19 protein-coding genes and 1 pseudogene are annotated in these 26,798 nt (G+C 72.7%); 17 read left to right on the top strand and 3 right to left on the bottom strand.

The features are described from left to right. The first annotated feature begins 90 nt into the window (after nucleotides 1-90). Complete coding sequence (locus ACIRFH_RS17725; RefSeq protein WP_403521506.1) at nucleotides 91-1,374, top strand: hypothetical protein; 1,284 nt, start codon at nucleotides 91-93, stop codon at nucleotides 1,372-1,374. Nucleotides 1,375-1,414: 40 nt separating this feature from the next. Here the strand turns inward: ACIRFH_RS17725 and ACIRFH_RS17730 are convergent, their stop codons facing one another. After that, nucleotides 1,415-2,395, bottom strand: a complete 981-nt coding sequence (locus ACIRFH_RS17730; protein ID WP_403521508.1) for an ATP-binding protein — start codon at nucleotides 2,393-2,395, stop codon at nucleotides 1,415-1,417. Nucleotides 2,396-2,506: 111 nt separating this feature from the next. Between ACIRFH_RS17730 and ACIRFH_RS17735 the strand changes: the two genes are divergently transcribed. Beyond that, nucleotides 2,507-3,331, top strand: coding sequence for an oxidoreductase (locus ACIRFH_RS17735; RefSeq protein WP_403521510.1), 825 nt, complete (start codon nucleotides 2,507-2,509; stop codon nucleotides 3,329-3,331). A gap of 334 nt (nucleotides 3,332-3,665) precedes the next feature. Here ACIRFH_RS17735 and ACIRFH_RS17740 read toward each other — a convergent pair whose 3' ends face one another. Further along, nucleotides 3,666-4,499, bottom strand: a complete 834-nt coding sequence (locus ACIRFH_RS17740) for an HAD family hydrolase (RefSeq protein WP_403521512.1) — start codon at nucleotides 4,497-4,499, stop codon at nucleotides 3,666-3,668. Between the two features lie 668 nt (nucleotides 4,500-5,167). Between ACIRFH_RS17740 and ssd the strand changes: the two genes are divergently transcribed. The 7 genes and pseudogenes from ssd (at nucleotide 5,168) to ACIRFH_RS17775 (ending at nucleotide 11,011) form a co-directional block, all read left to right on the top strand. After that, nucleotides 5,168-6,295, top strand: a complete 1,128-nt coding sequence (gene ssd, locus ACIRFH_RS17745; protein ID WP_403521514.1) for a septum site-determining protein Ssd — start codon at nucleotides 5,168-5,170, stop codon at nucleotides 6,293-6,295. A gap of 620 nt (nucleotides 6,296-6,915) precedes the next feature. After that, the gene (locus ACIRFH_RS17750; protein ID WP_403521698.1) at nucleotides 6,916-8,097 is read left to right on the top strand and encodes a TadA family conjugal transfer-associated ATPase; all 1,182 of its coding nucleotides are present in this window, start codon (nucleotides 6,916-6,918) and stop codon (nucleotides 8,095-8,097) included. Then, nucleotides 8,084-8,953: a type II secretion system F family protein gene (locus tag ACIRFH_RS17755; RefSeq protein ID WP_403521516.1), complete on the top strand. Its 870-nt coding sequence runs from the start codon at nucleotides 8,084-8,086 to the stop codon at nucleotides 8,951-8,953. The genes ACIRFH_RS17750 and ACIRFH_RS17755 overlap by 14 nt, the downstream gene beginning before the upstream one ends. Continuing rightward, on the top strand, nucleotides 8,950-9,744 hold the full coding sequence (locus ACIRFH_RS17760) for a type II secretion system F family protein (RefSeq protein ID WP_403521518.1): 795 nt from the start codon (nucleotides 8,950-8,952) through the stop codon (nucleotides 9,742-9,744). The genes ACIRFH_RS17755 and ACIRFH_RS17760 overlap by 4 nt, the downstream gene beginning before the upstream one ends. An 85-nt stretch (nucleotides 9,745-9,829) precedes the next feature. Beyond that, the gene (locus ACIRFH_RS17765) at nucleotides 9,830-10,057 is read left to right on the top strand and encodes a DUF4244 domain-containing protein (protein WP_403521520.1); all 228 of its coding nucleotides are present in this window, start codon (nucleotides 9,830-9,832) and stop codon (nucleotides 10,055-10,057) included. Further along, nucleotides 10,044-10,418: pseudogene (locus ACIRFH_RS17770) on the top strand (TadE family type IV pilus minor pilin); the annotation flags it as partial. The gene ACIRFH_RS17765 and the pseudogene ACIRFH_RS17770, both read left to right, overlap by 14 nt. A 131-nt stretch (nucleotides 10,419-10,549) precedes the next feature. Next, nucleotides 10,550-11,011, top strand: a complete 462-nt coding sequence (locus tag ACIRFH_RS17775; protein ID WP_403521522.1) for an Rv3654c family TadE-like protein — start codon at nucleotides 10,550-10,552, stop codon at nucleotides 11,009-11,011. A 44-nt stretch (nucleotides 11,012-11,055) separates the two neighbouring features. Here the strand turns inward: ACIRFH_RS17775 and ACIRFH_RS17780 are convergent, their stop codons facing one another. Beyond that, nucleotides 11,056-13,536: a DEAD/DEAH box helicase gene (locus ACIRFH_RS17780; RefSeq protein WP_403521524.1), complete on the bottom strand. Its 2,481-nt coding sequence runs from the start codon at nucleotides 13,534-13,536 to the stop codon at nucleotides 11,056-11,058. Nucleotides 13,537-13,618: 82 nt separating this feature from the next. Between ACIRFH_RS17780 and bldG the strand changes: the two genes are divergently transcribed. The 8 genes from bldG (at nucleotide 13,619) to tmk (ending at nucleotide 26,713) form a co-directional block, all read left to right on the top strand. Next, nucleotides 13,619-13,960, top strand: a complete 342-nt coding sequence (gene bldG / locus ACIRFH_RS17785; protein ID WP_003975386.1) for an anti-sigma factor antagonist BldG — start codon at nucleotides 13,619-13,621, stop codon at nucleotides 13,958-13,960. Nucleotides 13,961-14,065: 105 nt separating this feature from the next. Then, entirely contained in the window at nucleotides 14,066-14,497 is a 432-nt protein-coding gene (locus tag ACIRFH_RS17790) for an ATP-binding protein (RefSeq protein ID WP_403521526.1), read from the top strand. A 319-nt stretch (nucleotides 14,498-14,816) separates the two neighbouring features. Further along, nucleotides 14,817-17,222, top strand: coding sequence for a sodium-translocating pyrophosphatase (locus ACIRFH_RS17795; protein ID WP_403521528.1), 2,406 nt, complete (start codon nucleotides 14,817-14,819; stop codon nucleotides 17,220-17,222). Between the two features lie 204 nt (nucleotides 17,223-17,426). Further along, a complete protein-coding gene (locus ACIRFH_RS17800) occupies nucleotides 17,427-18,017 on the top strand; it encodes a small secreted protein (protein WP_403521530.1) in 591 nt (196 codons plus the stop codon). A 105-nt stretch (nucleotides 18,018-18,122) separates the two neighbouring features. Then, nucleotides 18,123-19,688: a methyltransferase gene (locus ACIRFH_RS17805; protein WP_403521532.1), complete on the top strand. Its 1,566-nt coding sequence runs from the start codon at nucleotides 18,123-18,125 to the stop codon at nucleotides 19,686-19,688. A 195-nt stretch (nucleotides 19,689-19,883) separates the two neighbouring features. Beyond that, nucleotides 19,884-20,081 (top strand): hypothetical protein, encoded by a 198-nt coding sequence (locus ACIRFH_RS17810; RefSeq protein WP_403521534.1) that lies wholly within the window; start codon nucleotides 19,884-19,886, stop codon nucleotides 20,079-20,081. A gap of 271 nt (nucleotides 20,082-20,352) precedes the next feature. Continuing rightward, nucleotides 20,353-23,211 (top strand): type I DNA topoisomerase, encoded by a 2,859-nt coding sequence (gene topA, locus ACIRFH_RS17815; RefSeq protein ID WP_403521536.1) that lies wholly within the window; start codon nucleotides 20,353-20,355, stop codon nucleotides 23,209-23,211. Nucleotides 23,212-23,344: 133 nt separating this feature from the next. Beyond that, complete coding sequence (tmk, locus tag ACIRFH_RS17820) at nucleotides 23,345-26,713, top strand: dTMP kinase (protein WP_403521538.1); 3,369 nt, start codon at nucleotides 23,345-23,347, stop codon at nucleotides 26,711-26,713. The last annotated feature ends 85 nt before the right edge of the window (nucleotides 26,714-26,798 follow it).

Consider the following 26,798-nt stretch of genomic DNA (forward strand, 5'->3'; position numbering starts at 1 on the left):
CCTTGACGGCGCTGACGGCACATCCCGGTACAGCACCCGACATCGCCCTCGTCGGCGTTGGCCCGAGAGAAGGAAGAAGGTGGGCGGAACATGGCCGCCACCCACAGGATCGCCGTGCGCACCGTGATCGCCGCGGTCTGCGCCGCGTCGTTCGCCGGCTGCGCGCTCGGCACCAGCGACAACCATGCCGACCAAGGGGCGCACGGCCCGCAGAAGGAGAAGGGAGAAGCGGCGCCGGCGCCCAACAGCGCGGTACGGCTGATCGGTGACGGCTCGACGGCGTACACCGGCGCACAGCCGCATCTGCCCCGGCCCGAGCGTCTCAAGCCCGGCCAGAGGCCTCCCCAGTTCGTGGTGTTCTCGTGGGACGGGGCCGGTGAGGACAGCCAGAAACTGTTCTCCCACTTCCGGAAGGTGGCCAAGGAGAACAACGCCACCATGACGTACTTCCTGAGCGGCGTGTACATGCTGCCGGAGGAGAAGCAGGACCTGTACCAGCCGCCGCAGCACTCCCCGGGCCGGTCGGACATCGGCTTCAACGACGAGGAGGGCATCACCGACACCGTCACGCAGCTGCGGCAGGCGTGGCTGGAGGGCAACGAGATCGGTACCCACTTCAACGGTCACTTCTGCGGCGCCGGGGGCGGCGTCGGCGAGTGGTCCGTCGAGGAGTGGAAGAGCGAGATCGACCAGGCCAAGCAGTTCGTGAAGACCTGGAAGACCAACACCGGCCTGAAGGACGCCGCACCGCTGCCCTTCGACTACGACAAGGAGCTGATCGGCGCCCGCACCCCCTGCCTGGAGGGGCAGGAGAACTTCATGAGGGCCGCGAGCCAGATGGGCTTCCGCTACGACAGCAGCGGAGTGAACAACCAGGTCTGGCCCAAGAAGAAGTACGGGCTGTGGGACCTGTCGATGCAGCTCGTCCCGTTCCCCGGCCACACCTTCGAACAGCTCACCATGGACTACAACTTCATGGTCAACCAGTCGGGCACCGCCACCCAGGGCGACCCCGCCAAGCGCGAGTTCTGGGGCGACCAGATGCGCGACGGCCTGCTCCAGGGCTTCCAGCGGGCCTACGACGGCAACCGCGCGCCGCTGATCATCGGCAACCACTTCGAGTCCTGGAACGGCGGCGTCTACATGCGGGCCGTCGAGGAGGTCGTCGAGAAGGTGTGCACCAAGGAGGAGGTGCGCTGCGTCTCCTTCCGCCAGCTCGCGGACTGGCTGGACGCCCAGGACCCGAAGACGCTGAAGAAGCTGCGCACCCTGGGCGTCGGCGAGGCTCCCGAGAAGGGGTGGGCGTCCTTCCTGTCGGCCGCCCCCGCGCCGGCGCCGAAGGGCGTGCCCGGAGCGCCGGCGTCCAAGCGGTAAGCGGCACGGCGTCGACCGTCGCCGTGCCGTGCGGCGGTCGTCACACCGGGGCGACGACCTCCTCGCCGAGGACGAACCCGGGGTCGACCTGCGCGGCGAGGTCGGCCCCGGTCCGTTCGTCGCCCCAGCTCCGGGCGTTCTTCAGATGGAAGTGCACCATCTGCCGCGTGTAACGCCCCCAGTCCCGCAGTTCGTACGTCGCGTCCGCGGCCGTGTGCAACGCCCGCAGCGCCCGGCGGTTGGCGTCCTCCAGGAACTCGAACCGCGGAGGGCGGCCCTTCTCCATGGCGCGCACCCAGTCCGAGTGCCCGACGGTGGTCAGCAGGTCCTCCCCGACCTCGTCACGCAGGAAGTCGAGGTCGTCCTGCCCCTGCACCTTGTTGCCGACGACCTTCAGGATGACGCCGAAGTCGCGGGCGTACTCCTTGTACTGGCGATAGACGGAGACCCCCTTCCGGGTCGGCTCGGCGACGAGGAACGTGATGTCGAAGCGGGTGAACATGCCGGAGGCGAACGAGTCCGAACCCGCCGTCATGTCGACCACGACGTATTCGTCACGGCCGTCGACCAGGTGGTTCAGGCACAGCTCCACCGCTCCGGTCTTGGAGTGGTAGCAGGCGACTCCCAGGTCGGCTTCGGTGAAGGACCCGGTGACCATCAGACGGACGGTGTCACCGTCGAGTTCCACCGGCCGGGCGCAGGCCTCGTAGACCGGGTTGTCCTCGCGCACCCGCAGCAGCCGCGAGCCCTCGCCGGGCGGCGTCGTCTTGATCATCGTCTCGGCGGAGGCGATGCGCGGATTGGTCCCGCGCAGGTGGTTCTTGATCAGCGGAAGATGGTCGCCCATCGCCGGCAGCCCGGCCGCGACCGTCTCGTCGAGGCCCAGTGCGGCCCCCAGGTGCTGGTTGATGTCGGCGTCGATCGCGACGACGGGTGCGCCGGTGGTGGCGAGGTGGCGGATGAACAGGGAGGACAGAGTGGTCTTGCCGCTGCCGCCCTTCCCGACGAAAGCAATTTTCATGTTCACTAAGAGTAGTGGGGCTATGACCGTGAGTGGCGCGGGAGGCCGGAGGTGCGTGAAGAAGACCACTCATTCGTGGGGTGCGGCGTCGGGGTGCGTAGGGTCGTACCCATGAGTACGACAGGCGCGACCGCCGATCCGCTCGCGGCCCTGGGCTCGCTGCCCGGTGTGGCCGAGACCGTGGAGTCCGTACGCAAGGCCGTGGACCGGGTCTACGGTCACCGGATCATGCGGCGACGCAGCAACGAGATCACGTCCGAGGCGGCGCTGCGCGGCGCCCGGGGTTCGGCGGCGCTGTCCGGCGCGGACTGGGCGCTGGAGGAGGTGCGCCGCCGGACCGACTTCAGCGGCGACGACGAGGCGCGCACGGTGGGTGCGGCCCTGCGGCTGACCGCCGAGGCGGGCCAGCTGCTGTCCATCTGGCGTCAGTCCCCGCTGCGGGTGCTGGCCCGGCTGCACCTGGTGGCGGCCGCGGACAAGGCCGATCAGGTGGGACGGCCGCGCCAGGAGGGCGAGCCGGTGGACGAACCGCTCGTCGAACTGCCGCTGCCGGGCGCAGCCGAGGCGCACGGCCGCCTGGACGGCCTGGCCGAGCTGGTCATCGCGGGGGGCTCCGCGCCGGCGCTGGTCACCGCCGCCGTCGTGCACGGCGAGCTGCTGGCCCTGCGCCCCTTCGCCTCGCACAACGGCCTGGTCGCGCGTGCGGCCGAGCGGATCGTCCTGGTCGGCAGCGGTCTGGACCCGAAGTCGGTCTGCGCCGCCGAGGTCGGACACGCCGAGCTGGGGCGCGCGGCCTACCTGGCGGCACTCGACGGCTACGTCTCCGGCACACCCGAGGGCATGGCCGCCTGGATCGCGCACTGCGGCCGAGCGGTGGAGCTGGGCGCCCGCGAGTCGACGGCCGTCTGCGAGGCGCTCCAGCGCGGAGCGGCGTGAACCGGCGCCTGTGGCGCAACAAAATGCGGCGGTACGAATTCTCGTACCGCCGCTGGCATGTTCACCGAGTTACCAAGCGTCCTCGATATATGCCCATCAGGTCGGGACTTTGCCCGTCACCTGGTGCGGCTGGCCCGTAATCGACGGGTCGACGTCGCGTGGGTGCCCGGTGTTCATGCTCGGTCCGTGGGGCCAAAAGCGTTCTCAGGCGATCCTTTCGGATGTCCTTGGTCTCGCGGGCCGTTGATTCCTTTGTACTCCTGACCGGGAGTAAGTGGAAGCCCCTGCCGCACTTCTTTACTTCCACGGTCAAACACGGGTGAAAGGGGCAAGATCAGGCTGCTGCCGTCCGGCGTCGGCTCGCGTACCAGACGAGGCCCGCGGTGGCCGCCGCGGCACCTATCGCGGCGGCGGCGACGAGGGCCGGGCGCGGCGGTACGGCGAAGCCGGGGATCCGCTGCTTGAGCCGTACGGGCCGGTGGAACTCGAGAACCGGCCAGTCGCGCGCGAGTGCCTCCCGCCGCAGGGCGCGGTCCGGGTTGACGGCGTGCGGATGGCCGACGGATTCCAGCATCGGCAGATCGGTCGCCGAGTCGCTGTACGCGTAGCAGCGGGCGAGGTCGTACCCCTCGGACGCCGCCAGTTCGCGGATCGCCTCGGCCTTGGTCGGGCCGTACGCGTAGTACTCCACCTCCCCGGTGAAGCAGCCGTCGTCGCCCACGACCATGCGGGTCGCCACCACCCGGTCCGCCCCCAGCAGCTCACCGATCGGTTCGACGACCTCGGCGCCCGACGTGGAGACGATGACGACGTCACGGCCGGCTGTGTGGTGCTCCTCGATCAGGGAGGCGGCCTCGTCGTAGATGATCGGGTCGATCAGGTCGTGCAGGGTCTCGGCGACGAGCTCCTTGACCAATTGGACGTTCCAGCCGCGGCAGAGTGCGGACAGGTACTCGCGCATCCGCTCCATCTGGTCGTGGTCGGCGCCACCCGCGAGGAAGACGAACTGGGCATAGGCGGTACGCAGGACGGCCCTGCGGTTGATCAGCCCGCCTTGGTAGAACGACTTGCTGAAGGTGAGGGTGCTCGACTTCGCAATGACCGTCTTGTCCAGATCGAAGAAGGCCGCGGTGCGGGGCCAGGAGTGGTTTTCCACGACCCCGAGCATAGGCGCAGCCCATTCGGCGTAAGGTGGGGCGTGTGGGTTTGCCTGAGAAGGCTCTCGGGTACACCATGGAAGTCACGGATCGTTCGCGACCGTGCTAACCCGGTCCGACTCCTCCCCCCCCGAGTCGGCCGTGGAGACGACCCCCGCTCTCCCCCCCGGCGGGGGTCGTCGCATGTCCGGGTGGGTTTTCCTTCCTGTCGGTGGCGCGAGTGATGTGTCCGGGTGTCGTGCGACGGTCTTATTGTCATGCTCATGATTAATAACGGTGCGTAGTTGTCGGACTGCTCTGCGGAAGTCACGCGCTGGGTGCGGCAGACGGCTCCGGACTCACCGGGACGGGTGACGGCGATAACCGCAGTCGCCGAGTTGTCCACAGTTATCGACCAAGATCCACATCATTTCGCGGATCGCTGCACCGTGATTCCACGCGTTCGGGCCGCGCCCGCTCCTGGGCGGGTCGTCCGCCGGACGCATATGGCCGGTTTCCGGTTCTTCACGCGGCTCGCGGTCGCGCGGTCGCGCGGTCGCCCGGCCTCGGGGTCACGGGGCCGCGGGCCTCGCGAGCGACGCCGAGCAGCGAAGCGACGAAGCGGGACGCGGCGACGTGACGACGCAGGACACAACGACCAGGACACAACGACCAGGACACAACGAAGGGGGACGCAGCCATGACCGGGACCGTCACATACGATCCGCCGCCCGCCGCCGGTGGGCGGCAGAGCGGCCCACTGATCGTCACCGAGGACACCGAACTCCTCGACGACCTGCTGCGCCTGTGCGCGGCAGCGGGCGCCACGCCCGAGGTGCACCACTCGGTGCCCGCGAAGCCCACGGCGTCCGGGCAGCCCGGCAGCTGGGAGGCGGCACCGCTCGTCCTGGTGGGCGACGACGCCGCACGGCGCGTACGCGGGGCCGCGCGCAGACGAGGCGTGGTGCTGGTGGGCCGCGACCAGGACGACTCCGGCGTCTGGCAGAGGGCCGTCGAGATCGGCGCCGACCATGTCCTGATGCTGCCCGACGGAGAGCAGTGGTTGGTCGACCGCATCGCCGACGTCGCCGAGGGCGTCGGCCGGCCCGCCCTCACCGTGGGGGTCATCGGAGGCCGGGGCGGTGCCGGAGCGTCCACGCTGGCCTGCGCGCTCGCCGTCACCTCCGCCCGCCAGGGACTGCGCAGCCTGCTGGTGGACGCCGACCCCCTGGGTGGCGGACTCGACGTCCTGCTCGGCGGCGAGACGGCCGAGGGGCTGAGGTGGCCCGCGTTCGCGGCCTCGCGCGGACGGGTCGGCGGGGGCGCACTGGAGGAGTCGCTGCCCGAACTGCACTCGTTGCGCGTGCTCAGCTGGGACCGGGGGGACTGCGTCGCCGTGCCGGCCCAGGCCGTACGGGCGGTGCTCGCCGCGGCGCGGCGCAGGGGCGGCACGGTCGTCGTCGACCTGCCGCGCCGGATCGACGACGGGGTCGCGGAGGTCCTCGCCCAGGTCGACGTCGGACTGCTCGTCGTCCCGGCCGAACTGCGCGCCGTCGCGGCGGCCGGGCGGATCGCCTCCGCGGTCGGCATGGTCCTGCGCGACCTGCGGGTCGCGGTACGGGGCCCGTACGCGCCGGGGCTCGACGACCGCGAGGTGGCCCGGTTGCTCGGGCTGCCCCTGGTCGGTGAGGTGCCCGTCGAGTCCGGGCTGTTGCGGGCGACCGAGGGCAAGCGGCCACCGGGCGCCGCCGGACGAGGGCCCCTGGCGCGCTTCTGCCGGGAGTTCTGGGAGCGGGCGCTGACGGCGGAGACGGGCGGTGCGGCATGAGGACGCGGGTGGATCCCGGCACCGCGTCGGGTGGAGGTGTGCGGGCCGGTGCGATGGACGGCACGGAGTGGCCGGCCACGGGGACGGCTCGCGGTTCGCTCGGGCGGTCTTCGGGGGCGACGGGCCCGGTGGGGCAGCCCGTGGGGGCGGAGCCCGGACAGTTCGCCGGGGCGGGCCCCGGGGCGGCGTACGGACAGCCCACCGGGGTGGTTCCTGTGGCGGTGTACGGACGGCGCACGGAAGCGGGCCGTCGGAGGGCGTCCAGGGCTTCCACGCGGCCCGCTTGGGCGGCCACGGGGGCGGTTCCCGGGGAGTCGGCGGGACGGGCCGTCGGGTCGTGTGCGAGGGCGGTGACCGGGACGGCCGCGGGTGTTCCTTCCGAACCGTCTGCCGGGAAGGCCGCGCGGGTGACCGCCGCGTCTGCCCAGGGAGAGGTCCCAGGGGCTCCGAGGGCTTTCCCGGGCCAGGTTTCCCCAGGGACGCCGGGCCAGGCTCCCGCGACGGCTCCGGGGCGGGTCTCCGTGGCCGCACCGGGCCGGGCGACGGAGGTCGTGCCGGGCCGGGCTCCCGCGGTAGCTCCAGGGGGCGGTGCCGGGACGGCCGCGGGGTCCGTCTCCGGGCTGCTCGACGGTGTGCGGCGGTGGCTCGCCGAGAGTGGGGCGGAGCCGACTCCCGCGCGCGTGGCCCAGGCCCTGCGGGAGCAGGGGAGGGTGCTGGGGGACGCCGAGGTCCTCGGTGCCGCGGAGCAGTTGCGGTCGGAGCTCGTCGGCAGCGGACCGTTGGAGCCGCTGCTCGCCGACCCGTCGGTGACCGACGTACTGGTGTCCGCCCCGGACAGGGTCTGGGTGGACCGGGGCGGCGGCCTGGAGCTCACGCCGGTCGCCTTCACGGACGCCGGAGCGGTGCGGCGGCTCGCGCAGCGCCTCGCCGCCGTCGCCGGGCGCCGGCTCGACGACGCCCGGCCGTGGGTGGACGCCCGGCTGCCCGACGGCACTCGGCTGCACGCCGTGCTGCCCCCGGTCGCGGTCGGCTGCACGTGCCTGTCGCTGCGGGTGGTACGACCGCGCGCGTTCACGCTCGACGAGCTGGTGGCGGCCGGCACCGTACCGCCCGGAGGGGACAGGGTGCTGCGGTCGCTCCTGCGGGCCCGGCTGTCCTTCCTCGTCAGCGGCGGCACCGGCAGCGGCAAGACGACGCTGCTGAGCGCACTGCTCGGGCTGGTCGGGCCCGGCGAACGGATCGTGCTCGCCGAGGACTCGGCGGAGTTGCGGCCGGACCATCCGCACGCCGTCCGCCTGGAGACCAGACCCGCCAACCAGGAGGGCGCGGGCCTGGTCACTCTGGAGGACCTGGTGCGGCAGGCCCTGCGGATGCGGCCGGACCGGCTGGTCGTCGGTGAGGTGCGAGGACCCGAAGTGGTCCACCTGCTCGCCGCGTTGAACACCGGCCACGCCGGGTGCGGGACCGTGCACGCCAACGCCGCCGCCGATGTACCCGCCCGGCTGGAGGCGCTCGGCACCGCCGCCGGGCTGGGCCGGGCGGCCCTGCACAGCCAGCTGGCGGCGGCCTTGTCGGTCGTCCTGCATCTGGAACGGGACCGGGCGGGGCGGCGACGGATCACCGAGGTGCACGTACTGGAACGGGACCCGTCGGGCCTGGTGCGGACGGTTCCGGCGCTGCGGTGGGGCGCGGAGTCGTTCGTCGCCGGGCGCGGGTGGGAGCGACTGCGGCAGCTGCTGCGCGGTGAAGGACTCGGGGCGCGGCCCGTGGAAGGGAGGCGGACAGCTGATGGGAACGGGTGAACTGACGACGGCCGCCGCCCTGGCGTGTCTGGGAGCGGGGACGTGGCTGACGGCCGGGTGGCACTCGGGGGCACGGCGCGCGCGAGTGCTGCTCGCGGACGGCGGGGCCGCCGGGACCAGGGCGCCCACGGTGCGCCGGGCGGCGGACGTGCTGAGGCAGGTTCGCGGTCGGTTGCGGGGCGAGTGGTGGTCCTTGGCGGCCGGGCTGGTACTGGCGGTACTGGGCGCCTCGGTGGTCCCGGTCGTCGCGGGGGCGGCCGGAGTTCCGGTGCTGCGACGGGTACGGCTGGCCGGCCGGGAACGGCGGGACCGGGAGCGGCGACAGGACGCGGTGATCGCGCTGTGCGGAGCGCTCGCCGGGGAGGTCCGGGCGGGACGGCAGCCGGGCGAGGCACTGCTGTGCGCCGCCCACGACTCCGGAGGGCTCGGCGACGGGCGGGCGGGGGTGGTGGCGGCGGCCAGGTTCGGCGGGGACGTCCCGGCCGCGCTCGCCGCGGCGGCACGCCGACCGGGCGCCGAAGGGCTGCGGGGCCTCGCGGCCTGCTGGCGGGTGGCCGTCGACCAGGGAGCCGGGCTCGCGGCGGGACTCGAGCGGCTGGAGGGCGCACTGCGCGCCGAACGGGACCAGCGGGCCGACCTGCGCGCCCAGTTGTCGGGAGCCCGTGCCACGGCGGTGATGCTCGCCGGCCTGCCGGCGCTGGGCCTCCTGCTCGGCGTCGCCCTCGGCTCCGACCCGCTGCACGTGCTGCTGCACACCGGAGGAGGACTGGGCTGTCTGGTGGCCGGCGCGGTGCTGGAGGGCCTCGGTGTGTGGTGGGTGACCCGGATCGTGCGGGGCGCGGAGGCGGCGGCGTGAACGGGGATGTCGCTCACAGGCTGGAGGCGGGACTGGGGGCGGCGCTGGTCGTCGGGTGGCTGGTGGGCCGGGCCGGAGCCGTGCGGCGGGAGCGGGCGGTGCGCAAGCGGCTCGCGGCGCTGCTGGCCCTGGAACCGGCCCGTGTCGGCCCACGGCCCGGCGAGGCGCTGGACGCCGCGCGCAGATGGCTGCCCCTGGTGGGGGCGGCGGGCGCCGGATGGGCCCTGGTGGGTGGCGTCGTCGGCACCGTGGCGGGACTGACCGCGGCGGCGGTGCTGTGGCGCCGGCTGGCAAGGCGGTCGGCCGTCGGGACGGCCGCACAGGAGACCGCCGCCGTGGAGGCCGCGCGACAACTGCCCTTGGCCGCAGACCTGCTGGCGGCGTGTGTCGCGGCGGGCGCCGGGCCGGTGATCGCGGCCCAGGCCGTGGGCGACGCCCTCGGTGGGCCCGTGGGGAACGCGCTGTCGCGCGGTGCCGCGGAAGTCCGGCTCGGCGGCGAACCGGGCGGGGCCTGGCGCGGACTGGCCGCGCTGCCGGACGCCGGGCCCCTGGCGCGGCTGCTGGAGCGCGCCGAGGTGTCCGGTCTGCCCGCCGCGGGGCCGGTCGCCCGCCTCGCCGCCCAGGCCCGTGCCGACCGGGCGCGCGCCACGACGGTCCGGGCCCGCCGGGCGGCCGTCATGGTCACCGCGCCGGTGGGGCTGTGCTTCCTGCCCGCGTTCGTCGCGGTGGGCGTACTGCCGGTGGTGATCGGCCTCGCGGGTGGGGTGCTGGGCGGAGGAGGTGGTGGATGACGGAGCGGAGCGGAACGGCGTGAAGCCGGCGAGCGAGTGACCGACGGACGAGTGAACGACGGAACCGAACCTCACGGGGGTTGTGATGAGTCGATTGGTACGGGCACGGCTGCGTGCCCTGGTGTGCAGGGCACGTGCGGCGCGGCGGCAGGCTGTGCTGCGGCGGGACGCGGGAATGGTCACTTCCGAATACGCGATGGGCATCGTCGCGGCGGTGGCGTTCGCCGTGGTGCTCTACAAGGTGGTGACGAGCGGGGCGGTCAGCGCGGAGCTCCAGGGCATCGTGAAGAAGGCGCTCGATGCGCGTATGTGAGCGGTCGGCGGGACGGGAGGCCCGTAGGAGGGCCGACGGGGGGTTCGTGACGGCGGAGACCGCCGTGGTGCTGCCCGTGCTGGTGGTGTTCGCGATGTCGCTGGTGTGGGGTCTGCTGGCCGTGGCCGCCCAGATCCAGTGCGTGGACGCCGCCCGTGCGGGAGCCCGCGCGGCGGCCCGTCAGGACCCGGCCGACGAGGTCGTCCAGGTCGCCCGGGAAGCGGCGCCGAACGGCGCGCGGGTCACCGTCGCCCGGGAGGCGGACCGCGTCCGCGTGGTGGTCGTGGCCGCACCGCCGATGCTGCACGGTTTGCCCTTCGAGGTACGGGAGGAGGCTGTGGCCTCGGTCGAGCAGGCGGTGAGCCCGGCCGTGGGCCCCACGAGTGGTCCCGCGGGTGATCCGGGGGCGGGCCCGGTGGCGGAGCCGGCAGCGGGCGCGGCGCCGGACCGGACGGCCGGCACGCCGGTGGGCGAAGAGGTGGGGGTGGGGTCGTGAGGAGCGTCCTTTCGTTCCGCCGGCCGACCGGCCGGGACTCGCCCGGGGACTGTGACCGGGGATCCGCCACCGTCTGGAGCGTCGGTGCCGTCGCCGTCCTGTGCCTGGTGTTCGGCGTCGTGCTGGCCCTGGGACAGGCCGTCGTGGCCCGGCATCGCGCGGCCGGCGGAGCCGACCTCGCGGCGCTCGCGGCGGCAGACCACTGGTCGCTCGGCGGCACGGCGGCCTGTGCCCGCGCGGACCGGATCGCGCGGGCCCAGGGCACGCGGCTGGTGCGGTGCGCACTCACCGGCCAGGTCTCGGACGTGACGGCGGTGTCGGGCCGGGGGCCCTTCGGGGCGGAGATCCGGGCCCGAGCCGGCCCGGCCGGGCCGGACCCGCTGGCTGGGCCGGTCCCGGCGGTGGAGCCGGCAGAGACGGCCCCGCGGGGTCGGCCCGTGGGCCCGTACCGGAGATGAGACGACGTGAGGTGATGACGTGATGGCGCAACGAGGCGCGGCGCCTATTGTGTCCCCGTCCCCGTCCCCGTCCCCGTCCCCGCCGCTCCCCGCAGCAGCGTCGTGAGCAGTCGTACGGCCCCCCGTTTGTGCAGTGGCTCGTTGCCGTTGCCGCATTTGGGGGACTGGATGCACGAGGGGCAGCCGGCGTCGCACTCGCAGGAGGCGATGGCCTCCCGGGTGGCCGTGAGCCAGGCCCGGGCCGTGCGGAAGGCGCGCTCGGCGAAGCCCGCGCCGCCGGGATGGCCGTCGTACACGAAGACCGTCGGCAGCAGCGTGTCCGGGTGCAGCGGCACCGACACACCGCCGATGTCCCAGCGGTCGCAGGTGGCGAACAGGGGCAGCATGCCGATCGACGCGTGCTCGGCGGCGTGCAGGGCGCCGCCGAGGATCTCCGGGTTGATCCGGGCCTCGTCCAGCTGGTCCTCGGTGACCGTCCACCACACCGCCCGTGTGCGCAGGGTCCGAGGAGGGAGGTCGAGCTTCGTCTCGCCCAGGACTTCGCCGGTGATCAGGCGCCGGCGAAGGAAGGAGACCACGTGGTTGGTGACCTCGACGGAGCCGAGGCACAGGCGGCCGTCGCCCCACGGGACCTCGGTGTCGGTCTCGAGGACGGAGATCGACGTCGTGTCGCGGGCCACCGTCGAGTACGACGGCGTGGCCTGCTCGACCAGGGCGACGGAGTCCTCCAGGTCCAGGGAGCGCACGAGATAGGTGCGGCCCTGGTGGAGGTGGACGGCACCCTCGTGGACGGTCGTGTGGGCGGCACCGGCGTCGACCGTGCCCAGCAGCCGGCCCGTCCCGGCCTCGACGATCTGGACCGGGCGTCCGCCTTCACCGCGGATGTCGGTCAGGTCGGCGGCCCGCTCACGGCGTGTCCAGTGCCAGGCCCGGGTCCGCCGGCGCAGCAGCTTCGCCGCCTCCAGCTGGGGGAGCAGCTCCTCGCACGCGGGTCCGAAGAGCTTGAGATCGTCCTCCGTCAGGGGCAGCTCGGCCGCGGCGGCGCACAGGTGGGGGGCGAGGACGTACGGGTTGTCGGGGTCGAGCACGGTGGATTCCACCGGTTGGTCGAACAGGGCCTCCGGATGGTGGACGAGAAAGGTGTCCAGCGGGTCGTCCCGGGCGACGAGGACCGCCAGGGCTCCCTGCCCGGCCCGGCCCGCCCGCCCGGCCTGCTGCCACAGCGACGCCCGGGTGCCCGGGTAGCCGGCGATGACCACGGCGTCCAGGCCGGAGATGTCGACGCCGAGTTCGAGGGCGTTCGTCGCCGCGAGGCCGAGGAGTTCGCCCGAGTGCAGGGCGCGTTCCAGGGCCCGGCGTTCCTCGGGGAGGTAGCCACCGCGGTAGGCGGCCACGCGCCGGGTCAGTGACCGGTCGACCTCGGCCAGGCGCTCCTGGGCGATCACCGAGATCAGTTCGGCGCCGCGCCGGGAGCGTACGAAGGTGATCGAGCGCATGCCCTGCACGGTGAGGTCGGTGAGCAGGTCGGCGGCCTCGGCGGTGGCGGTGCGGCGGACCGGCGCGCCCTTCTCGCCCTCCAGTTCGGTCAGCGGCGGCTCCCAGAGGGCGAACACCAGTTCACCACGTGGTGAGGCGTCGTCGGCGACCTCGACCACCGGCAGGCCGGTGAGCCGCCGGGCCGCCACCGAGGGCTCGGCGGCGGTGGCGGAGGCCAGCAGGAACACGGGCGACGCGCCGTAGCGGGCACACAGGCGGCGCAGTCTGCGCAACACCTGCGCGACGTGGGAGCCGAAGACGCCGCGGTAGGTGTGGCACTCGTCGACGACCACGTACTTCAGCGACTTCAGGAAGGAGGACCAGCGGGGGTGGGACGGCAGGATCCCGCGGTGCAGCATGTCCGGATTGGTGAGGACGTAGGTGGCGTACTGACGGATCCACTCGCGTTCCTCGAACGGCGTGTCGCCGTCGTACACGGCGGTTCGCACAGATGTGCCCAGCGGCTGTGCGAGTTCCTTCACGGACCGGCACTGATCGGCGGCCAGCGCCTTGGTGGGGGCCAGGTAGAGGGCGGTGGCACCACGCCCGTTCGGGGCCTCGGAGCCGTCCAGGAGCGTCGACAGGACCGGCACCAGATAGGCCAGGGACTTGCCGGAGGCGGTGCCGGTGGCGACGACCACCGAGTCGCCGTCCAGGGCGTGTTCCGCCACCCGTGCCTGGTGGGCCCAGGGGTGTTCGATGCCCGCGGCCCGTACCGCCGCGACGACCTCCGGGCGAATCCGGTCCGGCCAGCGGGCATGACGGCCCGCACGCGGGGGCAAGTGCTCCGTATGAGTGATGCGCGCAGCCCGGTTCGGTCCCGCGGCGAGCCGGCCCAGGACCGTGCCCGGATCCGGCCGGGAGCCGGGCCCCGCCGGGGGTCGATCGGATCGGTGATTCTCGGCCATCGGCATCGAGTGTGTCACTGGCGTGACGGACAATGGGACCAAGGCGTCGTGCACGCCTGCCGGTAAGTGATTGAATGCCATCGCGGCTGGCGAACCGTCCTGGGGGCTTCAAGCCGAGGTGTCCCGAGGGACGACCGCTCGATAGCAAGGTGCTGGAGGATCCGTGGACCTGTCCCTGTCGACCCGTACCGTCGGCGATCGTACGGTCGTCGAGGTCGGTGGCGAAATTGACGTATACACCGCGCCCAAGCTGCGCGAGCAGCTGGTCGAGCTGGTGAACGACGGGAGTTTCCACCTCGTCGTCGATATGGAGGGCGTGGACTTCCTCGACTCCACCGGGCTCGGCGTGCTGGTCGGCGGACTGAAGCGGGTGCGCGCCCACGAGGGCTCGCTGCGCCTGGTCTGCAACCAGGAGCGCATTCTCAAGATCTTCCGTATCACCGGCCTCACCAAGGTGTTCCCCATTCACACCTCGGTCGAGGAAGCGGTGGCGGCCACCGACTGACGACCGGTCCCGGGCCGTGGGCCCGGGACGACCGAACCAAGGAGGGGCCGGGCTGTTCGGCGGCCCGGCCCCTCGACAGCACGCCCGTAGTTCCGAGGGGGATGCATGGCCACCGTCGAACTCCGTTTCAGTGCGCTGCCCGAGCATGTCCGCACCGCTCGTCTGGTGGCGGCGGCGGTGGCACGCAGGGCCGGAGTGGACGAGGCCGTCCTCGACGAGGTCAGGCTCGCCGTCGGTGAGGCCTGCACCCGGGCCGTGGGTCTGCATCAGCACGGCGGCATCACGGCGCCGGTCAACGTGTCGCTGATCGAGGAGGAGAAGCAGTTCTCCATCGAGGTCGGCGACCGGGCGCCGCACGCGGCCCCCGGGGCCGGAACGCCGGGCACCGTCGCCGACGACGCGGAGACCGAGGAGGACGAGATGGGCCTCGCGGTCATCAGCGGTCTCGTCGACGACGTGGAGGTCACGGCCGGAGAGGACGGCGGACGGATCCGCATGACGTGGCCGACCGCGTCCGCGGTGCTGCCATCGGTCTGACACCCCCCGCATCATCCGAAGGGCCCTACCTCGTAGGGCCCTTCGTCATGTGCGGAAGACGAGGGCCGCGCTTACAGTGGTGCCGTGCGGACGATAAGTGAATTCATTCACGATCGATCCCGCGGAAAAGGATGCGGAAAAGGATCAGGTAAGGGGATCAAGAAAGAGGGTCGCGGATTAATGCCGGAAGGGCATTACTACGTCCGTGGTCCTTCCGGTTGACAGGTGGATTCCATTTGTCGTGCACTGTTTCGATCGGGTTCCGGTACCTGCAGTCCCGTCCACATCTTGAGCTCAGCCCAAGCGTCAAGGAGGACGAATGGCGGAGCTTTCCATCCTTCATCGGTCGGGCGACGCCTCGACCGTCGCCGCCGCCGTACTGACCGACGGGAACCGCGCCCTGGTCGCGGTCATCGCGGTCGTCGCACTGGCCGCGCTGGTGCTCGCGGGAGTCCTGGTGCGTCAGGTGCTCTCGGCGGACGAGGGAACCGACAGCATGAAAAAGATCGCGGCGGCCGTCCAGGAAGGCGCGAACGCCTATCTGGCCCGGCAGTTGCGCACGCTCGGCGTATTCGCGGTCGTCGTGTTCTTCCTGCTCATGCTGCTGCCCGCGGACGACTGGAATCAGCGTGCCGGGCGGTCGGTGTTCTTCCTGATCGGCGCGGTCTTCTCGGCGGCCACCGGTTATATCGGCATGTGGCTCGCCGTACGCAGCAATGTGCGCGTCGCCGCGGCGGCGCGGGAAGCGACACCGGCCCCGGGCGAACCGGAAAAGGATCTCACCCTCGTCTCGCACAAAGCGATGAAGATCGCCTTTCGCACGGGCGGCGTCGTCGGCATGTTCACGGTGGGGCTCGGCCTCCTGGGCGCCTCCTGCGTGGTGCTGGTCTACGCGGCCGACGCGCCGAAGGTGTTGGAGGGCTTCGGCCTCGGCGCCGCATTGATCGCGATGTTCATGCGGGTCGGCGGCGGCATCTTCACCAAGGCCGCCGACGTCGGCGCCGACCTGGTCGGCAAGGTCGAGCAGGGCATTCCGGAGGACGATCCGCGCAATGCCGCGACCATCGCCGACAACGTGGGCGACAACGTCGGCGACTGCGCGGGCATGGCGGCCGACCTCTTCGAGTCGTACGCCGTGACGCTGGTGGCCGCGCTGATCCTCGGCAAGGTGGCCTTCGGCGACGCGGGACTGGCGTTCCCGCTGCTCGTGCCGGCGATCGGCGTCATCACCGCCATGATCGGCATCTTCGCGGTGGCGCCCCGCCGAGCCGACCGCAGCGGAATGAGCGCGATCAACCGGGGCTTCTTCGTCTCCGCGGCGATCTCGCTGGTGCTGGTGGCGGTGGCGGTCTTCGTCTACCTCCCCGGCACGTACGCCGACCTCGACGGCGTCACCGACGCGGCGATCACCGGGAAGAGCGGCGACCCGCGGATCCTCGCGCTCGTCGCCGTGGCGATCGGCATCGTGCTGGCCGCCCTGATCCAGCAGCTCACCGGCTACTTCACGGAGACCACCCGGCGGCCCGTCAGGGACATCGGGAAGACCTCGCTCACCGGCCCCGCCACCGTCGTCCTCGCCGGTATCTCCGTCGGCCTGGAATCCGCCGTCTACACCGCCCTGTTGATCGGCCTCGGCGTCTACGGGGCCTTCCTGCTCGGCGGTACGTCGATCATGCTGGCGCTGTTCGCGGTGGCGCTGGCCGGCACCGGACTGCTCACCACCGTCGGCGTGATCGTCGCCATGGACACCTTCGGGCCGGTCTCCGACAACGCCCAGGGCATCGCCGAGATGTCCGGCGACGTCGAGGGCGCCGGCGCCCAGGTGCTCACCAACCTGGACGCCGTCGGCAACACCACCAAGGCCATCACCAAGGGCATCGCCATCGCCACGGCCGTCCTCGCGGCATCGGCGCTGTTCGGCTCGTACCGCGACGCGATCACCACCGGAGCGCGGGACGTGGGCGAGAAACTCAGCGGCGAGGGCGCTCCGATGACCCTGATGATGGACATCTCGCAGCCCAACAACCTCGTCGGGCTGATCGCGGGCGCGGCGGTCGTCTTCCTCTTCTCGGGGCTGGCGATCAACGCGGTGTCGCGGTCGGCGGGTTCGGTGGTCTTCGAGGTGCGACGGCAGTTCCGGGAGAAGCCCGGGATCATGGACTACAGCGAGAAACCCGAGTACGGCAAGGTCGTCGACATCTGCACGAGGGACGCCCTGCGGGAACTCGCCACGCCCGGGCTGCTCGCCGTGATGGCGCCCATCTTCATCGGGTTCACGCTCGGCGTGGGCGCGCTCGGCGCGTTCCTGGCGGGCGCGATCGGCGCGGGCACGCTGATGGCGGTGTTCCTCGCCAACTCCGGCGGCGCCTGGGACAACGCCAAGAAACTCGTCGAGGACGGACATCACGGCGGCAAGGGCAGCGAGGCCCATGCCGCCACCGTCATCGGCGACACGGTCGGCGACCCCTTCAAGGACACCGCGGGACCCGCCATCAACCCGCTGCTGAAGGTCATGAACCTGGTCGCGCTGCTCATCGCACCGGCGGTCATCAAGTTCTCCTACGGCGACGACAGGAGCGTCGGCGTGCGGGTGCTGATCGCGGTCGTCGCGTTCGTCGTCATCGCCGCGTCGGTGTACGTGTCCAAGCGGCGCGGGATCGCGGTGGGTGACGAGGACAACGCCGGTCAGGAACCCAAGTCGCCCGACGCGGCGGTGGTTTCGTAGACGTCGTCTCCGGCACCGGCGGGAAGTCCCGGACAAGGCACGGGCGGACAGCGCGTACTGACGCGTGGTCCGCCCGTGCGGCCGTTCGCGCGCCCTCACCGTGACCCTTCTCTCTCTTGGTGCAAATGGCTGCAATACGGTCTTAATGGATGCTCGTCCTGCGAGTGCCCTCCGTCCGGCGTGTATGTTCCGGGGCCGAGAGCCATGGAAGGGACCAATCCGGTGAACAAGAAGCTCGCGGCCGCACTGTCCGGCGGTGCGGTACTGGTACTGGCGCTGACGGGATGCGGCAGCAGCGACGACGGCAACGACAAGCTGGACTCCTGGGCCAAGCAGGTCTGCGACGCGGTGCAGCCGCAGGCGAAGAAGATCGAGGCCGCCAACGCCGCGATCCAGCGGGAGACCTCGGACAACAGCACGCCGGAGCAGGTCCAGAAGACCGATGCGAAGGCCTTCCAGGACATGTCCGACGCCTACCGGGCGATGGGCGGCGCGGTCCAGAAGGCCGGGGCGCCGAACGTCGACGACGGCGAGAAGAAGCAGCAGGACGCGGTCAAGGAACTCAACGGCCTCTCGTCCTCCTACGCCTCCCTGAAGACGCAGGTGGCGGGCCTCGACACCAAGAACCAGGCGAAGTTCGCCGACGGCCTCAAGGACGTCGCCACCGAGCTGAACAAGCTCAGCAAGTCCGGCAGCGACGCGCTGAAGACGCTCGAGGAGGGCGACGTCGGCACGGCGATGGCCAAGCAGCCCAGCTGCAAGTCGGCCACCGCGTCGCCGTCGGCCAAGAGCTGACACCACGGCGCGACCGGGACGGCGGCCGGGTCCGGCAGCCCTTCGCCCTCCGTTTCCGCCCTCCGCCCGGCGGGCGCGAGGCGGAGGGCGGGCCACAATGGGGAGGTGAGTAACGCCAGCCTCTCCCCCCTGCCCTCCGCCGACCGCCCCGACGTCACCGCGCGGCTGCGGGACGCCCTGCTCGGGGCCTCCTTCACCGCCGACGGGCTGCTGGAGCTGCTCGGTGCCCCCGCCTACGCGGCGCTGTCGCGCGGCGAGATCGTGCCCGCGCTCCGGGCCACCCGCGGCGACACGCCGCTGGAACTGCTCGCCCGGCTGTTCCTCCTCCAGCAACCGGTGCCCCACGCGCGCGCGGCGGACGTCCTGCCCGTCGACGCGTGCCTGGAGAGCGGATGGCTCGTGTCCGTCGACGGCGAGCTGGCGGCCACCGTGGACGTACGGCCGTACGGCGGGCCCGGCGGCGAGGACTGGTTCATCGTGTCCGACCTCGGTTGCGCGGTCGGGGGATCAGGGGGTGTGCGCGTCAGCGCTCCCGCCAAGGGGGGTGGCGGGCGACGGGAGGGCGGTACCGGCAGCCGTGCGGAGGGCGTCGTCCTCGGCGTCGGCGGCGCCTCCATGACCCTCGCCGGCCTCACCGTCCGCACCCCCGTCTCCGCCGCCCTCGACCTCGGCACCGGTTCCGGCATCCAGGCGCTGCACGCCTCCCGGCACGCCACGCGCGTGACGGCGACGGACGTCAACCCGCGCGCGCTGCACATCACCGCGCTCACGCTCGCCCTGTCCGGGGCCCCGGCCGCCGATCTGCGCGAGGGCTCGCTCTACGAGCCGGTCCGCGAGGACGAGACGTACGACCTGATCGTCTCCAACCCGCCGTTCGTGATCTCCCCGGGCGCCCGCCTCACCTACCGCGACGGCGGGATGGGCGGGGACGATCTGTGCCGCACGCTCGTTCAGCGGACGGGGGAGCGCCTGAACGAGGGCGGGTTCGCGCACTTCCTCGCCAACTGGCAGCACGTGGAGGGGGAGGACTGGACGGACCGGCTGCGCTCCTGGGTGCCGCGCGGCTGCGACGCGTGGATCGTGCAGCGCGAGGTGCAGGACGTCACGCAGTACGCCGAGCTGTGGCTCAGGGACGCGGGCGACCACCGCGGCGACGAGACCGAGTACCAGGCACGCTACGACGCGTGGCTGGACGAGTTCGAGGCGCGCAAGGTCCGGGCCGTCGGCTTCGGCTGGATCACGCTGCGCAGGACGGCGGCCGCGGAGCCGTCGATCACGGCGGAGGAGTGGCCGCATCCGATCGAGCAGCCGCTCGGCGAGACGGTGCGGGCGCACTTCGCCCGCCTCGACTACCTGCGCGAGCACGACGACGCGGCCCTGCTCGAGGCTCGCTTCACCCTGGCCGCCGAGGTCGTCCAGGAGCAGGTCGGCCTGCCCGGCGCCGAGGACCCGGAGCACGTCGTGCTGCGCCAGAACCGCGGCATGCGCCGGGCCACCCGGGTCGACACCGTCGGCGCCGGCTTCGCGGGCGTCTGCGACGGCACGATGAGCGCCGGCCGCATCCTGGACGCCATCGCGCAGCTGGTGGGCGAGGACCCGGTGGCGCTGCGGGACCGCACGCCCGCGCAGATCCGGTTGCTGGTGGAGCAGGGCTTCCTGGAACCGGCGTAGGGATTTCTCCCAGCGGCGCGAGGACGCGGCCGACCGTCCCGGTGCGCCCCGGCACCGAGGGCGGACCCGGCGGAACGAGCCACGGGCGGGGCCCGTCGGCTCCCCGTTCACCTCGGGTTCGCCTGCCCGCCGCCCACGCGTGTCAGCCTCCCGGAGGCTGAGCACTCGCGGACGGGGAAAAGGGGCACGGGGACCATGGAGAGCGGGCCGGCGATCTTCGCGGGAATGGTGTTCGCCCTGTTCGGGGGCGGCCTGCTGGTGTGGACCGTGACACGGGTGCGGCACGGCCGGCCCGTCGCGCTGGGTGTGAGGCCCGTCGCATCGGCGACCGTCGCGGGCGTCGTCGCCGTGGTCGCGCTGGCCGCCGGTACATGGTGCCTGACGCGCGTGTGACAGGCCGGATCCGGACGGCGCCCACGCCCCCGCCCAGGTAACCGGGGGATCGCGCTCCGGATACGCGCATCCGGGCCGCTGGACACTCCGGGCGGCAGGAACGGGGTTCGTCGGGTTACCGTTCGAGTGGCCGTTGCGGGCTTTTCCCGTTTGACAAGGGGGCGGGAGGTACCGTCACACTCCGCAGCGTCACGACCGAAATGCAGCACGACCCGACCCCGGGAGCACCGCCTGGGTCAGGCCCCAGCGTCGACCGGAGAGAAGAGCGAAGTTGTCCCCGACCAGCGAGACCGCGAACGGCGGCCGCCGACTCGTCATCGTCGAGTCGCCTGCCAAGGCGAAGACGATCAAGGGCTATCTCGGTCCTGGCTACGTCGTCGAGGCGAGCGTCGGGCACATTCGCGACCTCCCCAGCGGCGCCGCCGAGGTGCCCGAGAAGTACACCGGTGAGGTCCGCCGCCTCGGTGTGGACGTCGAACACGACTTCCAGCCGATCTATGTGGTCAACGCTGACAAGAAGGCCCAGGTCAAGAAGCTCAAGGACCTGCTGAAGGACTCCGACGAGCTCTTCCTCGCCACCGATGAGGACCGCGAGGGCGAGGCCATCGCCTGGCACCTGCAGGAAGTCCTCAAGCCGAAGATCCCGGTCAAGCGCATGGTGTTCCACGAGATCACCAAGGACGCGATCCGGGCCGCCGTCGCCAACCCGCGCCAGCTCAACCAGAAGCTCGTCGACGCCCAGGAGACCCGCCGCATCCTCGACCGCCTCTACGGCTACGAGGTCTCGCCGGTCCTGTGGAAGAAGGTCATGCCGCGCCTGTCGGCCGGCCGCGTCCAGTCCGTGGCGACCCGGCTCGTCGTCGAGCGGGAACGCGAGCGCATGGCCTTCCGCTCCGCCGAGTACTGGGACCTGACCGGCACCTTCGCGACCGGTCGCGCCGGTGACGCCTCCGACCCGTCGTCGCTGGTCGCCCGCCTGCAGACCGTCGACGGCCGGCGCGTCGCGCAGGGTCGCGACTTCGACTCCCTGGGGCAGCTCAAGAGCGCGAACACCCTCCACCTCGACGAGGCGAACGCCCGCGCGCTCGCCGCCGCGCTGGAGGACACCCGCTTCGCCGTCCGCTCCGTCGAGTCCAAGCCGTACCGCCGCTCGCCGTACGCCCCGTTCCGTACGACGACGCTCCAGCAGGAGGCGAGCCGCAAGCTCGGCTTCGGCGCCAAGGCGACCATGCAGATCGCCCAGAAGCTGTACGAGAACGGCTACATCACCTACATGCGTACGGACTCGACGACCCTGAGCGACACGGCGATCACCGCCGCCCGCGCCCAGGTCACGCAGCTGTACGGCGCCGACTACCTGCCGGCGCAGCCGCGGACGTACGCCGGCAAGGTCAAGAACGCGCAGGAGGCGCACGAGGCGATCCGCCCCTCCGGCGACCGCTTCCGCACGCCCGCGGAGACGGGACTGACCGGCGACCAGTTCAAGCTCTACGAGCTGATCTGGAAGCGGACCGTCGCCTCCCAGATGAAGGACGCGACCGGCAACAGCGTCACCGTCAAGATCGGCGGCACGGCCTCCGACGGCCGGGACGTCGAGTTCAGCGCCTCCGGCAAGACGATCACCTTCCACGGCTTCCTCAAGGCCTACGTCGAGGGCGCCGACGACCCGAACGCCGAGCTGGACGACCGCGAGCGCCGCCTGCCGCAGGTCGCCGAGGGCGACGCGCTGACCGCCGACGAGATCACGGTCGACGGCCACGCCACCAAGCCCCCGGCCCGCTACACCGAGGCCTCGCTGGTCAAGGAACTCGAAGAGCGGGAGATCGGCCGCCCCTCGACGTACGCGTCGATCATCGGCACGATCCTCGACCGGGGCTACGTGTTCAAGAAGGGCACGGCCCTCGTCCCGTCCTTCCTGTCCTTCGCCGTGGTCAACCTCCTGGAGAAGCACTTCGGCCGGCTCGTCGACTACGACTTCACCGCCAAGATGGAGGACGACCTCGACCGCATCGCCCGCGGCGAGGCCCAGGCCGTGCCGTGGCTGAAGCGGTTCTACTTCGGCGAGGGCGCGGGCGAGGGCGGCGCGGCCGACGCCGGCAACGGCGACGGGGACCACCTCGGAGGCCTCAAGGAACTGGTGACCGACCTCGGCGCGATCGACGCGCGCGAGGTGTCGTCCTTCCCCGTCGGCAACGGCATCGTGCTGCGCGTCGGACGCTACGGCCCGTACGTCGAGCGGGGCGAGAAGGACGCCGAGGAGCACCAGCGCGCCGACGTCCCGGACGACCTGGCACCGGACGAGCTGAGCGTCGAGCTGGCGGAGAAGCTGCTGGCCGAGCCCAGCGGCGACCGCGAGCTGGGCACCGACCCGGCCACCGGCCACACGATCGTCGCGAAGAAGGGCCGCTACGGCCCCTACGTCACCGAGGTACTGCCCGAGGGCACCCCGAAGACCGGCAAGAACGCCGTGAAGCCGCGGACGGCCTCGCTCTTCACCTCGATGTCCCTGGACACGGTGACCCTGGACGACGCGCTGAAGCTGATGTCGCTGCCGCGCGTCGTCGGCACCGACGCCGAGGGCGTCGAGATCACCGCGCAGAACGGCCGCTACGGCCCGTACCTGAAGAAGGGCACGGACTCGCGGTCCCTCACGTCCGAGGACCAGCTCTTCACGATCACGCTCGAGGAGGCGCTGGCGATCTACGCCCAGCCCAAGCAGCGTGGCCGGGCGGCGGCCAAGCCGCCGCTGAAGGAGCTGGGCACCGACCCGGTCAGCGAGAGGCCGGTCGTGGTCAAGGACGGCCGCTTCGGCCCGTACGTCACCGACGGCGAGACCAACGCGACCCTGCGCTCCGGCGACAGCGTCGAGGACATCACGCCGGAGCGCGGCTACGAACTGCTCGCCGAGAAGCGCGCCAAGGGGCCCGCCAAGAAGACGGCGAAGAAGACCGCGGCCAAGAAGACCACCGCCAAGAAGGCCCCGGCCAAGAAGACGGCGGCGAAGAAGACCGCGGCCAAGACGACCGCCAAGAGCACGGCCGCCAAGACGACGGCGAAGAAGACGACGGCCAAGACCGCGACGAAGACGGCCGCCAGGAAGGCGACCGCTTCCCCGGTGACGGAGGACTGAGCCGGCCTCAGACCCTCGCGCGGCACGCGCTGCCGTTCGCTGAGCGAACGCCCCGGCATCGATTCGGTGTCGGGGCGTGCGTACGTTCGGCCGGGTACCGCGGTCTGCCGGTGACGCCCGATAGGCTGAACGCATGACGCGAGCCGACCAGCCAACGGCCCCTCACCCCGCCCCGGACGACGCCCTGGTCGCGGACTCCCGCGAGCGTGCCGTCCGCGCCCTGCTGCGGCGACCGCAGCTGAGGCGGTTGTGGAGCGCACAGCTCGTGGGGGGTGTCGGCGACACCCTCGCCCTGCTGGTGCTGGTCCTCCTCGCCGTGCAGGCCGCCCTGGGCGCGGACTCGTTCGGCGGGGGCTCCCGGGGCGTGGCGTTCGCAGTGGCGATCGTTTTCGGTGTTCGCATCCTGGCGACGCTGCTCTTCGGCGCGGTCCTGCTCGGCCCGCTCACGTCGCTCACCGCGCAGGGCGGTCCCCTCGACCGCCGCTGGACCATGGTGGGCGCGGACGGCCTGCGGGCGGCGCTGCTGATCGTGGCGCCGCTGTGGATCGACTGGACGCCGGACAACGCCCTCACCGTCCTCCTGGTGACCGTCTTCCTCACCGGTGTCGCCGAGCGCTTCTGGACCGTGTGCCGCGAGAGCGCGGCCCCCGCGCTGCTGCCCCCGCCGCCTTCGGAGGGCGCGACGGTACGGCCCCTGCCGGACCACATGGACGCCCTGCGCCGCCTGTCGCTGCGCACCGGCTTCGTGGCGATCCCCCTCGCCGGCGCCGTGCTCGTCGTCGCCGGCCTGCTGAACAACCTGCTGGGCGCCGGCGTCGACTGGTTCGCCCAGCACCAGGCGGCCCTCGGCTCGTACGTCGCGGCCGGACTGTTCGCCGCCTCGCTGTCCCTGGTGACCTTCCTCGAACTGCCCGCGACCCGCACCCCGCGCGCGCGGTCGCCGCTGGAGGGCATGCGCCGCCCGCGGACGGCCGCCGGCGTCGACAAGGGCCGCACCGGTGTCCTGCCGCTGCTGGTGTTCGCCTGCGCGGCCGTCGCCGAGGCCGTGTCCGCCGCGGTCGCCGTGGCGGTGCTGCACGCCGGGGACCTGGGCGGCGGCCCGGTGCTGTACGGGCTGATGGTGGGTGCGCTGACCGGCGGGGTGGTCGTCGGCATCCGCACGGCCCCCGCCCTGCTGCCCTCCCTGTCGCGGCGGCGGCTGCTGGCCCTGGCGATCGCCTTCGTCGGCATCGCCCTGCTGGCCGCCGGCCTCGTCCCGGACGTCACCACGGTGCTGCTGCTCCTCGTCCTGGCCGGCGTCGGCGCGGGCGTGGCCGCCAACACCGGGCACGCGCTGCTCGACCAGGAGACCGAGGAGCACCGCCGGACGCGGACGACCGAGCACCTGCACGCCGTCGTCCGGGTCTATGTGGCGCTCGGCGCGGTGATCGCGCCCGTCGTGGCGGCGGGGATCGGGCCGCACCGGCTGGAGAACGGGAAGTTCGTCTTCGCGCACGGTGGCGCCGCGTTCGTGCTGATGCTGGTCGGCGCGCTGCTGCTGCCGGTGGCCGCGCTGGTGCTGGCCAAGGTCGACGACCGTTCCGGGGTGCCGCTGCGGCACGACCTGCGGGACGCGCTGCTCGGCGGTGACGACCCGGTGCCGACCCCCGCGGCGAACGGTTTCTTCATCGCCCTGGAGGGCGGCGACGGTGCCGGTAAGTCCACCCAGGCGGAGGCTCTCGCCGAGTGGATCCGGGGCAAGGGGCACGAGGTCGTGCTGACGCGCGAGCCGGGTGCGACGCCCGTGGGCAAGCGCCTGCGGTCGATCCTGCTGGACGTGTCGAGCGCCGGTCTGTCGCACCGCGCGGAGGCGCTGCTGTACGCCGCCGACCGGGCGGAGCACGTCGACACCGTGGTCCGGCCCGCGCTGGAGCGCGGCGCCGTGGTCATCTCCGACCGGTACATCGACTCCTCGGTGGCCTACCAGGGCGCCGGCCGCGACCTGTCGCCGACCGAGATCGCCCGGATCAACCGCTGGGCGACCGGCGGTCTCGTCCCGCATCTGACGGTCCTGCTGGACGTTCCGCCGGAGACCGCGCGCGAGCGGTTCACCGAGGCACCGGACCGCCTGGAGTCGGAGCCCGCCGAGTTCCACGCGCGCGTGCGGGCCGGTTTCCTCACGCTGGCCGCCGCCGACCCCGGCCGCTACCTCGTCGTGGACGCGGGCCAGGAGCCCGAGGCCGTCACCACCGTCGTACGCCACCGGCTCGACCGGGTGCTGCCGCTGTCCGAGGCCGAGATCGAGGCCCGGGAGGAGGCGCGCCGCAAGGCCGAGGAGGAGGCCCGGCGCAAGGCCGAGGAGGAGGCCGCGCGCAAGGCCGAGGAGGAGCGCCTGGAGCGTGAGCGCCTCGAGCAGCTGGAGCGGCTGCGCGCCGAGGAGGAGGAGCGCAAGCGGCGCGAGCTGGAGGAGGCGCAGCGGCGCGAGGCCGAGCGGCAGGCCGAGGAGGCCCGGCGGCGGGCCGAGGAGGCACGCCGGAAGGCGGAGGAGGAGCGGGCCCGGCTCCTCGCGGAGGAGAAGGCCCGCGCCGAGGAGGAGGCACGTCGGCGGGCCGAGCAGGAGCGGCTGCGCAAGCGGGCCGAGGAGGAGGCCCGGCTGCGCGCCGAGGCCGAGGCCCGGCGCCTGGAGAAGCAACGCAAGGCCGAGGAGGCCCTGATGCGCGCCGAGGAGGCACGCCGGGCGGCGGAGCAGGCGGCGGCCGCGGCCGCAGCGGGCCCCGGACCGGCGGCCCCGCCCGCGGCGGACGCCCCCCGGCGCACTCCGGCCGCACCGGCCACTCCGGCCGCACCGGCCACTCCGGCCACGCCGGACCCCTCGGACGCGATGACCGTTCAGACGCCGGTCGTGACGCCGGCCAACGCCCCCGGCGGGACGGGGGAGGACACGGCGGTACTGCGGCCGGTGCGGGACACACGGGGTGACGACCGGGACGACGACCGCGGCGACGCCGACGGCCGGGCCCGGGACGGGCACGGCGACGACGGCAGGACGTCCGGCGTGTCCGAGTCCGAGGTGACGGCCGAGCTGCCCAAGCCGCCGGTGCCGCCCGGCGCGGCGGACGAGACGGCGGTGCTGCCGGCGGTGGACCCACGTGCCGCGGACGAGACGGCGGTTCTGCCGCCCGTGACGCCGGGAGCCGCCGACGAGACGGCGGTGCTGCCCCCCGTGCGCGGGGACGACCCCGCCGACCGGGTCCCGCCGGGCTACTTCCGGGAGGAGGACCCGGCCGGTGCCGACCGGTCCGGGGAGCCCCGGGAGACCACGCGGGAGACCACGCGCGAGCTGCCCCGGATCGACCCCGACCAGGCGCCGCCCCGCAGGCGTCGCTCCGACTGGGCCGAGGAGACACCGCTGGACGACCTGCCGACGCTGGCGGACGAACTGCTCGGCCCGCGCGACGACGACCGCGACGACGGCCGCGACGGCGACGGGGAGGACCGTCGGAGGGGCCGGGGCCGGCGCTGACCGGCGTCCGCAGGCCGGTCGGCACCGGTTGTCAGAGGCGGCCCCCACAATGGAGGGCGTGGCGCAGAGCGCGCGGCGGAGAGTG

Origin of the sequence: Streptomyces sp. NPDC093586, assembly GCF_044764905.1 — a bacterium.
Taxonomy (GTDB): domain Bacteria; phylum Actinomycetota; class Actinomycetes; order Streptomycetales; family Streptomycetaceae; genus Streptomyces.

Excerpts from the sequence above, each read along its gene's own strand:
- ACIRFH_RS17725 (WP_403521506.1), top strand. The coding sequence starts at position 91 with ATGGCCGCCACCCACAGGATCGCCGTGCGCACCGTGATCGCCGCGGTC.
- ACIRFH_RS17730 (WP_403521508.1), bottom strand. The coding sequence starts at position 2,395 with ATGAAAATTGCTTTCGTCGGGAAGGGCGGCAGCGGCAAGACCACTCTG.
- ACIRFH_RS17735 (WP_403521510.1), top strand. The coding sequence starts at position 2,507 with ATGAGTACGACAGGCGCGACCGCCGATCCGCTCGCGGCCCTGGGCTCG.
- ACIRFH_RS17740 (WP_403521512.1), bottom strand. The coding sequence starts at position 4,499 with ATGCTCGGGGTCGTGGAAAACCACTCCTGGCCCCGCACCGCGGCCTTC.
- ssd (WP_403521514.1), top strand. The coding sequence starts at position 5,168 with ATGACCGGGACCGTCACATACGATCCGCCGCCCGCCGCCGGTGGGCGG.
- ACIRFH_RS17755 (WP_403521516.1), top strand. The coding sequence starts at position 8,084 with ATGGGAACGGGTGAACTGACGACGGCCGCCGCCCTGGCGTGTCTGGGA.
- ACIRFH_RS17765 (WP_403521520.1), top strand. The coding sequence starts at position 9,830 with ATGAGTCGATTGGTACGGGCACGGCTGCGTGCCCTGGTGTGCAGGGCA.
- ACIRFH_RS17780 (WP_403521524.1), bottom strand. The coding sequence starts at position 13,536 with ATGGCATTCAATCACTTACCGGCAGGCGTGCACGACGCCTTGGTCCCA.
- ACIRFH_RS17790 (WP_403521526.1), top strand. The coding sequence starts at position 14,066 with ATGGCCACCGTCGAACTCCGTTTCAGTGCGCTGCCCGAGCATGTCCGC.
- ACIRFH_RS17795 (WP_403521528.1), top strand. The coding sequence starts at position 14,817 with ATGGCGGAGCTTTCCATCCTTCATCGGTCGGGCGACGCCTCGACCGTC.
- ACIRFH_RS17800 (WP_403521530.1), top strand. The coding sequence starts at position 17,427 with ATGGAAGGGACCAATCCGGTGAACAAGAAGCTCGCGGCCGCACTGTCC.
- ACIRFH_RS17810 (WP_403521534.1), top strand. The coding sequence starts at position 19,884 with ATGGAGAGCGGGCCGGCGATCTTCGCGGGAATGGTGTTCGCCCTGTTC.
- tmk (WP_403521538.1), top strand. The coding sequence starts at position 23,345 with ATGACGCGAGCCGACCAGCCAACGGCCCCTCACCCCGCCCCGGACGAC.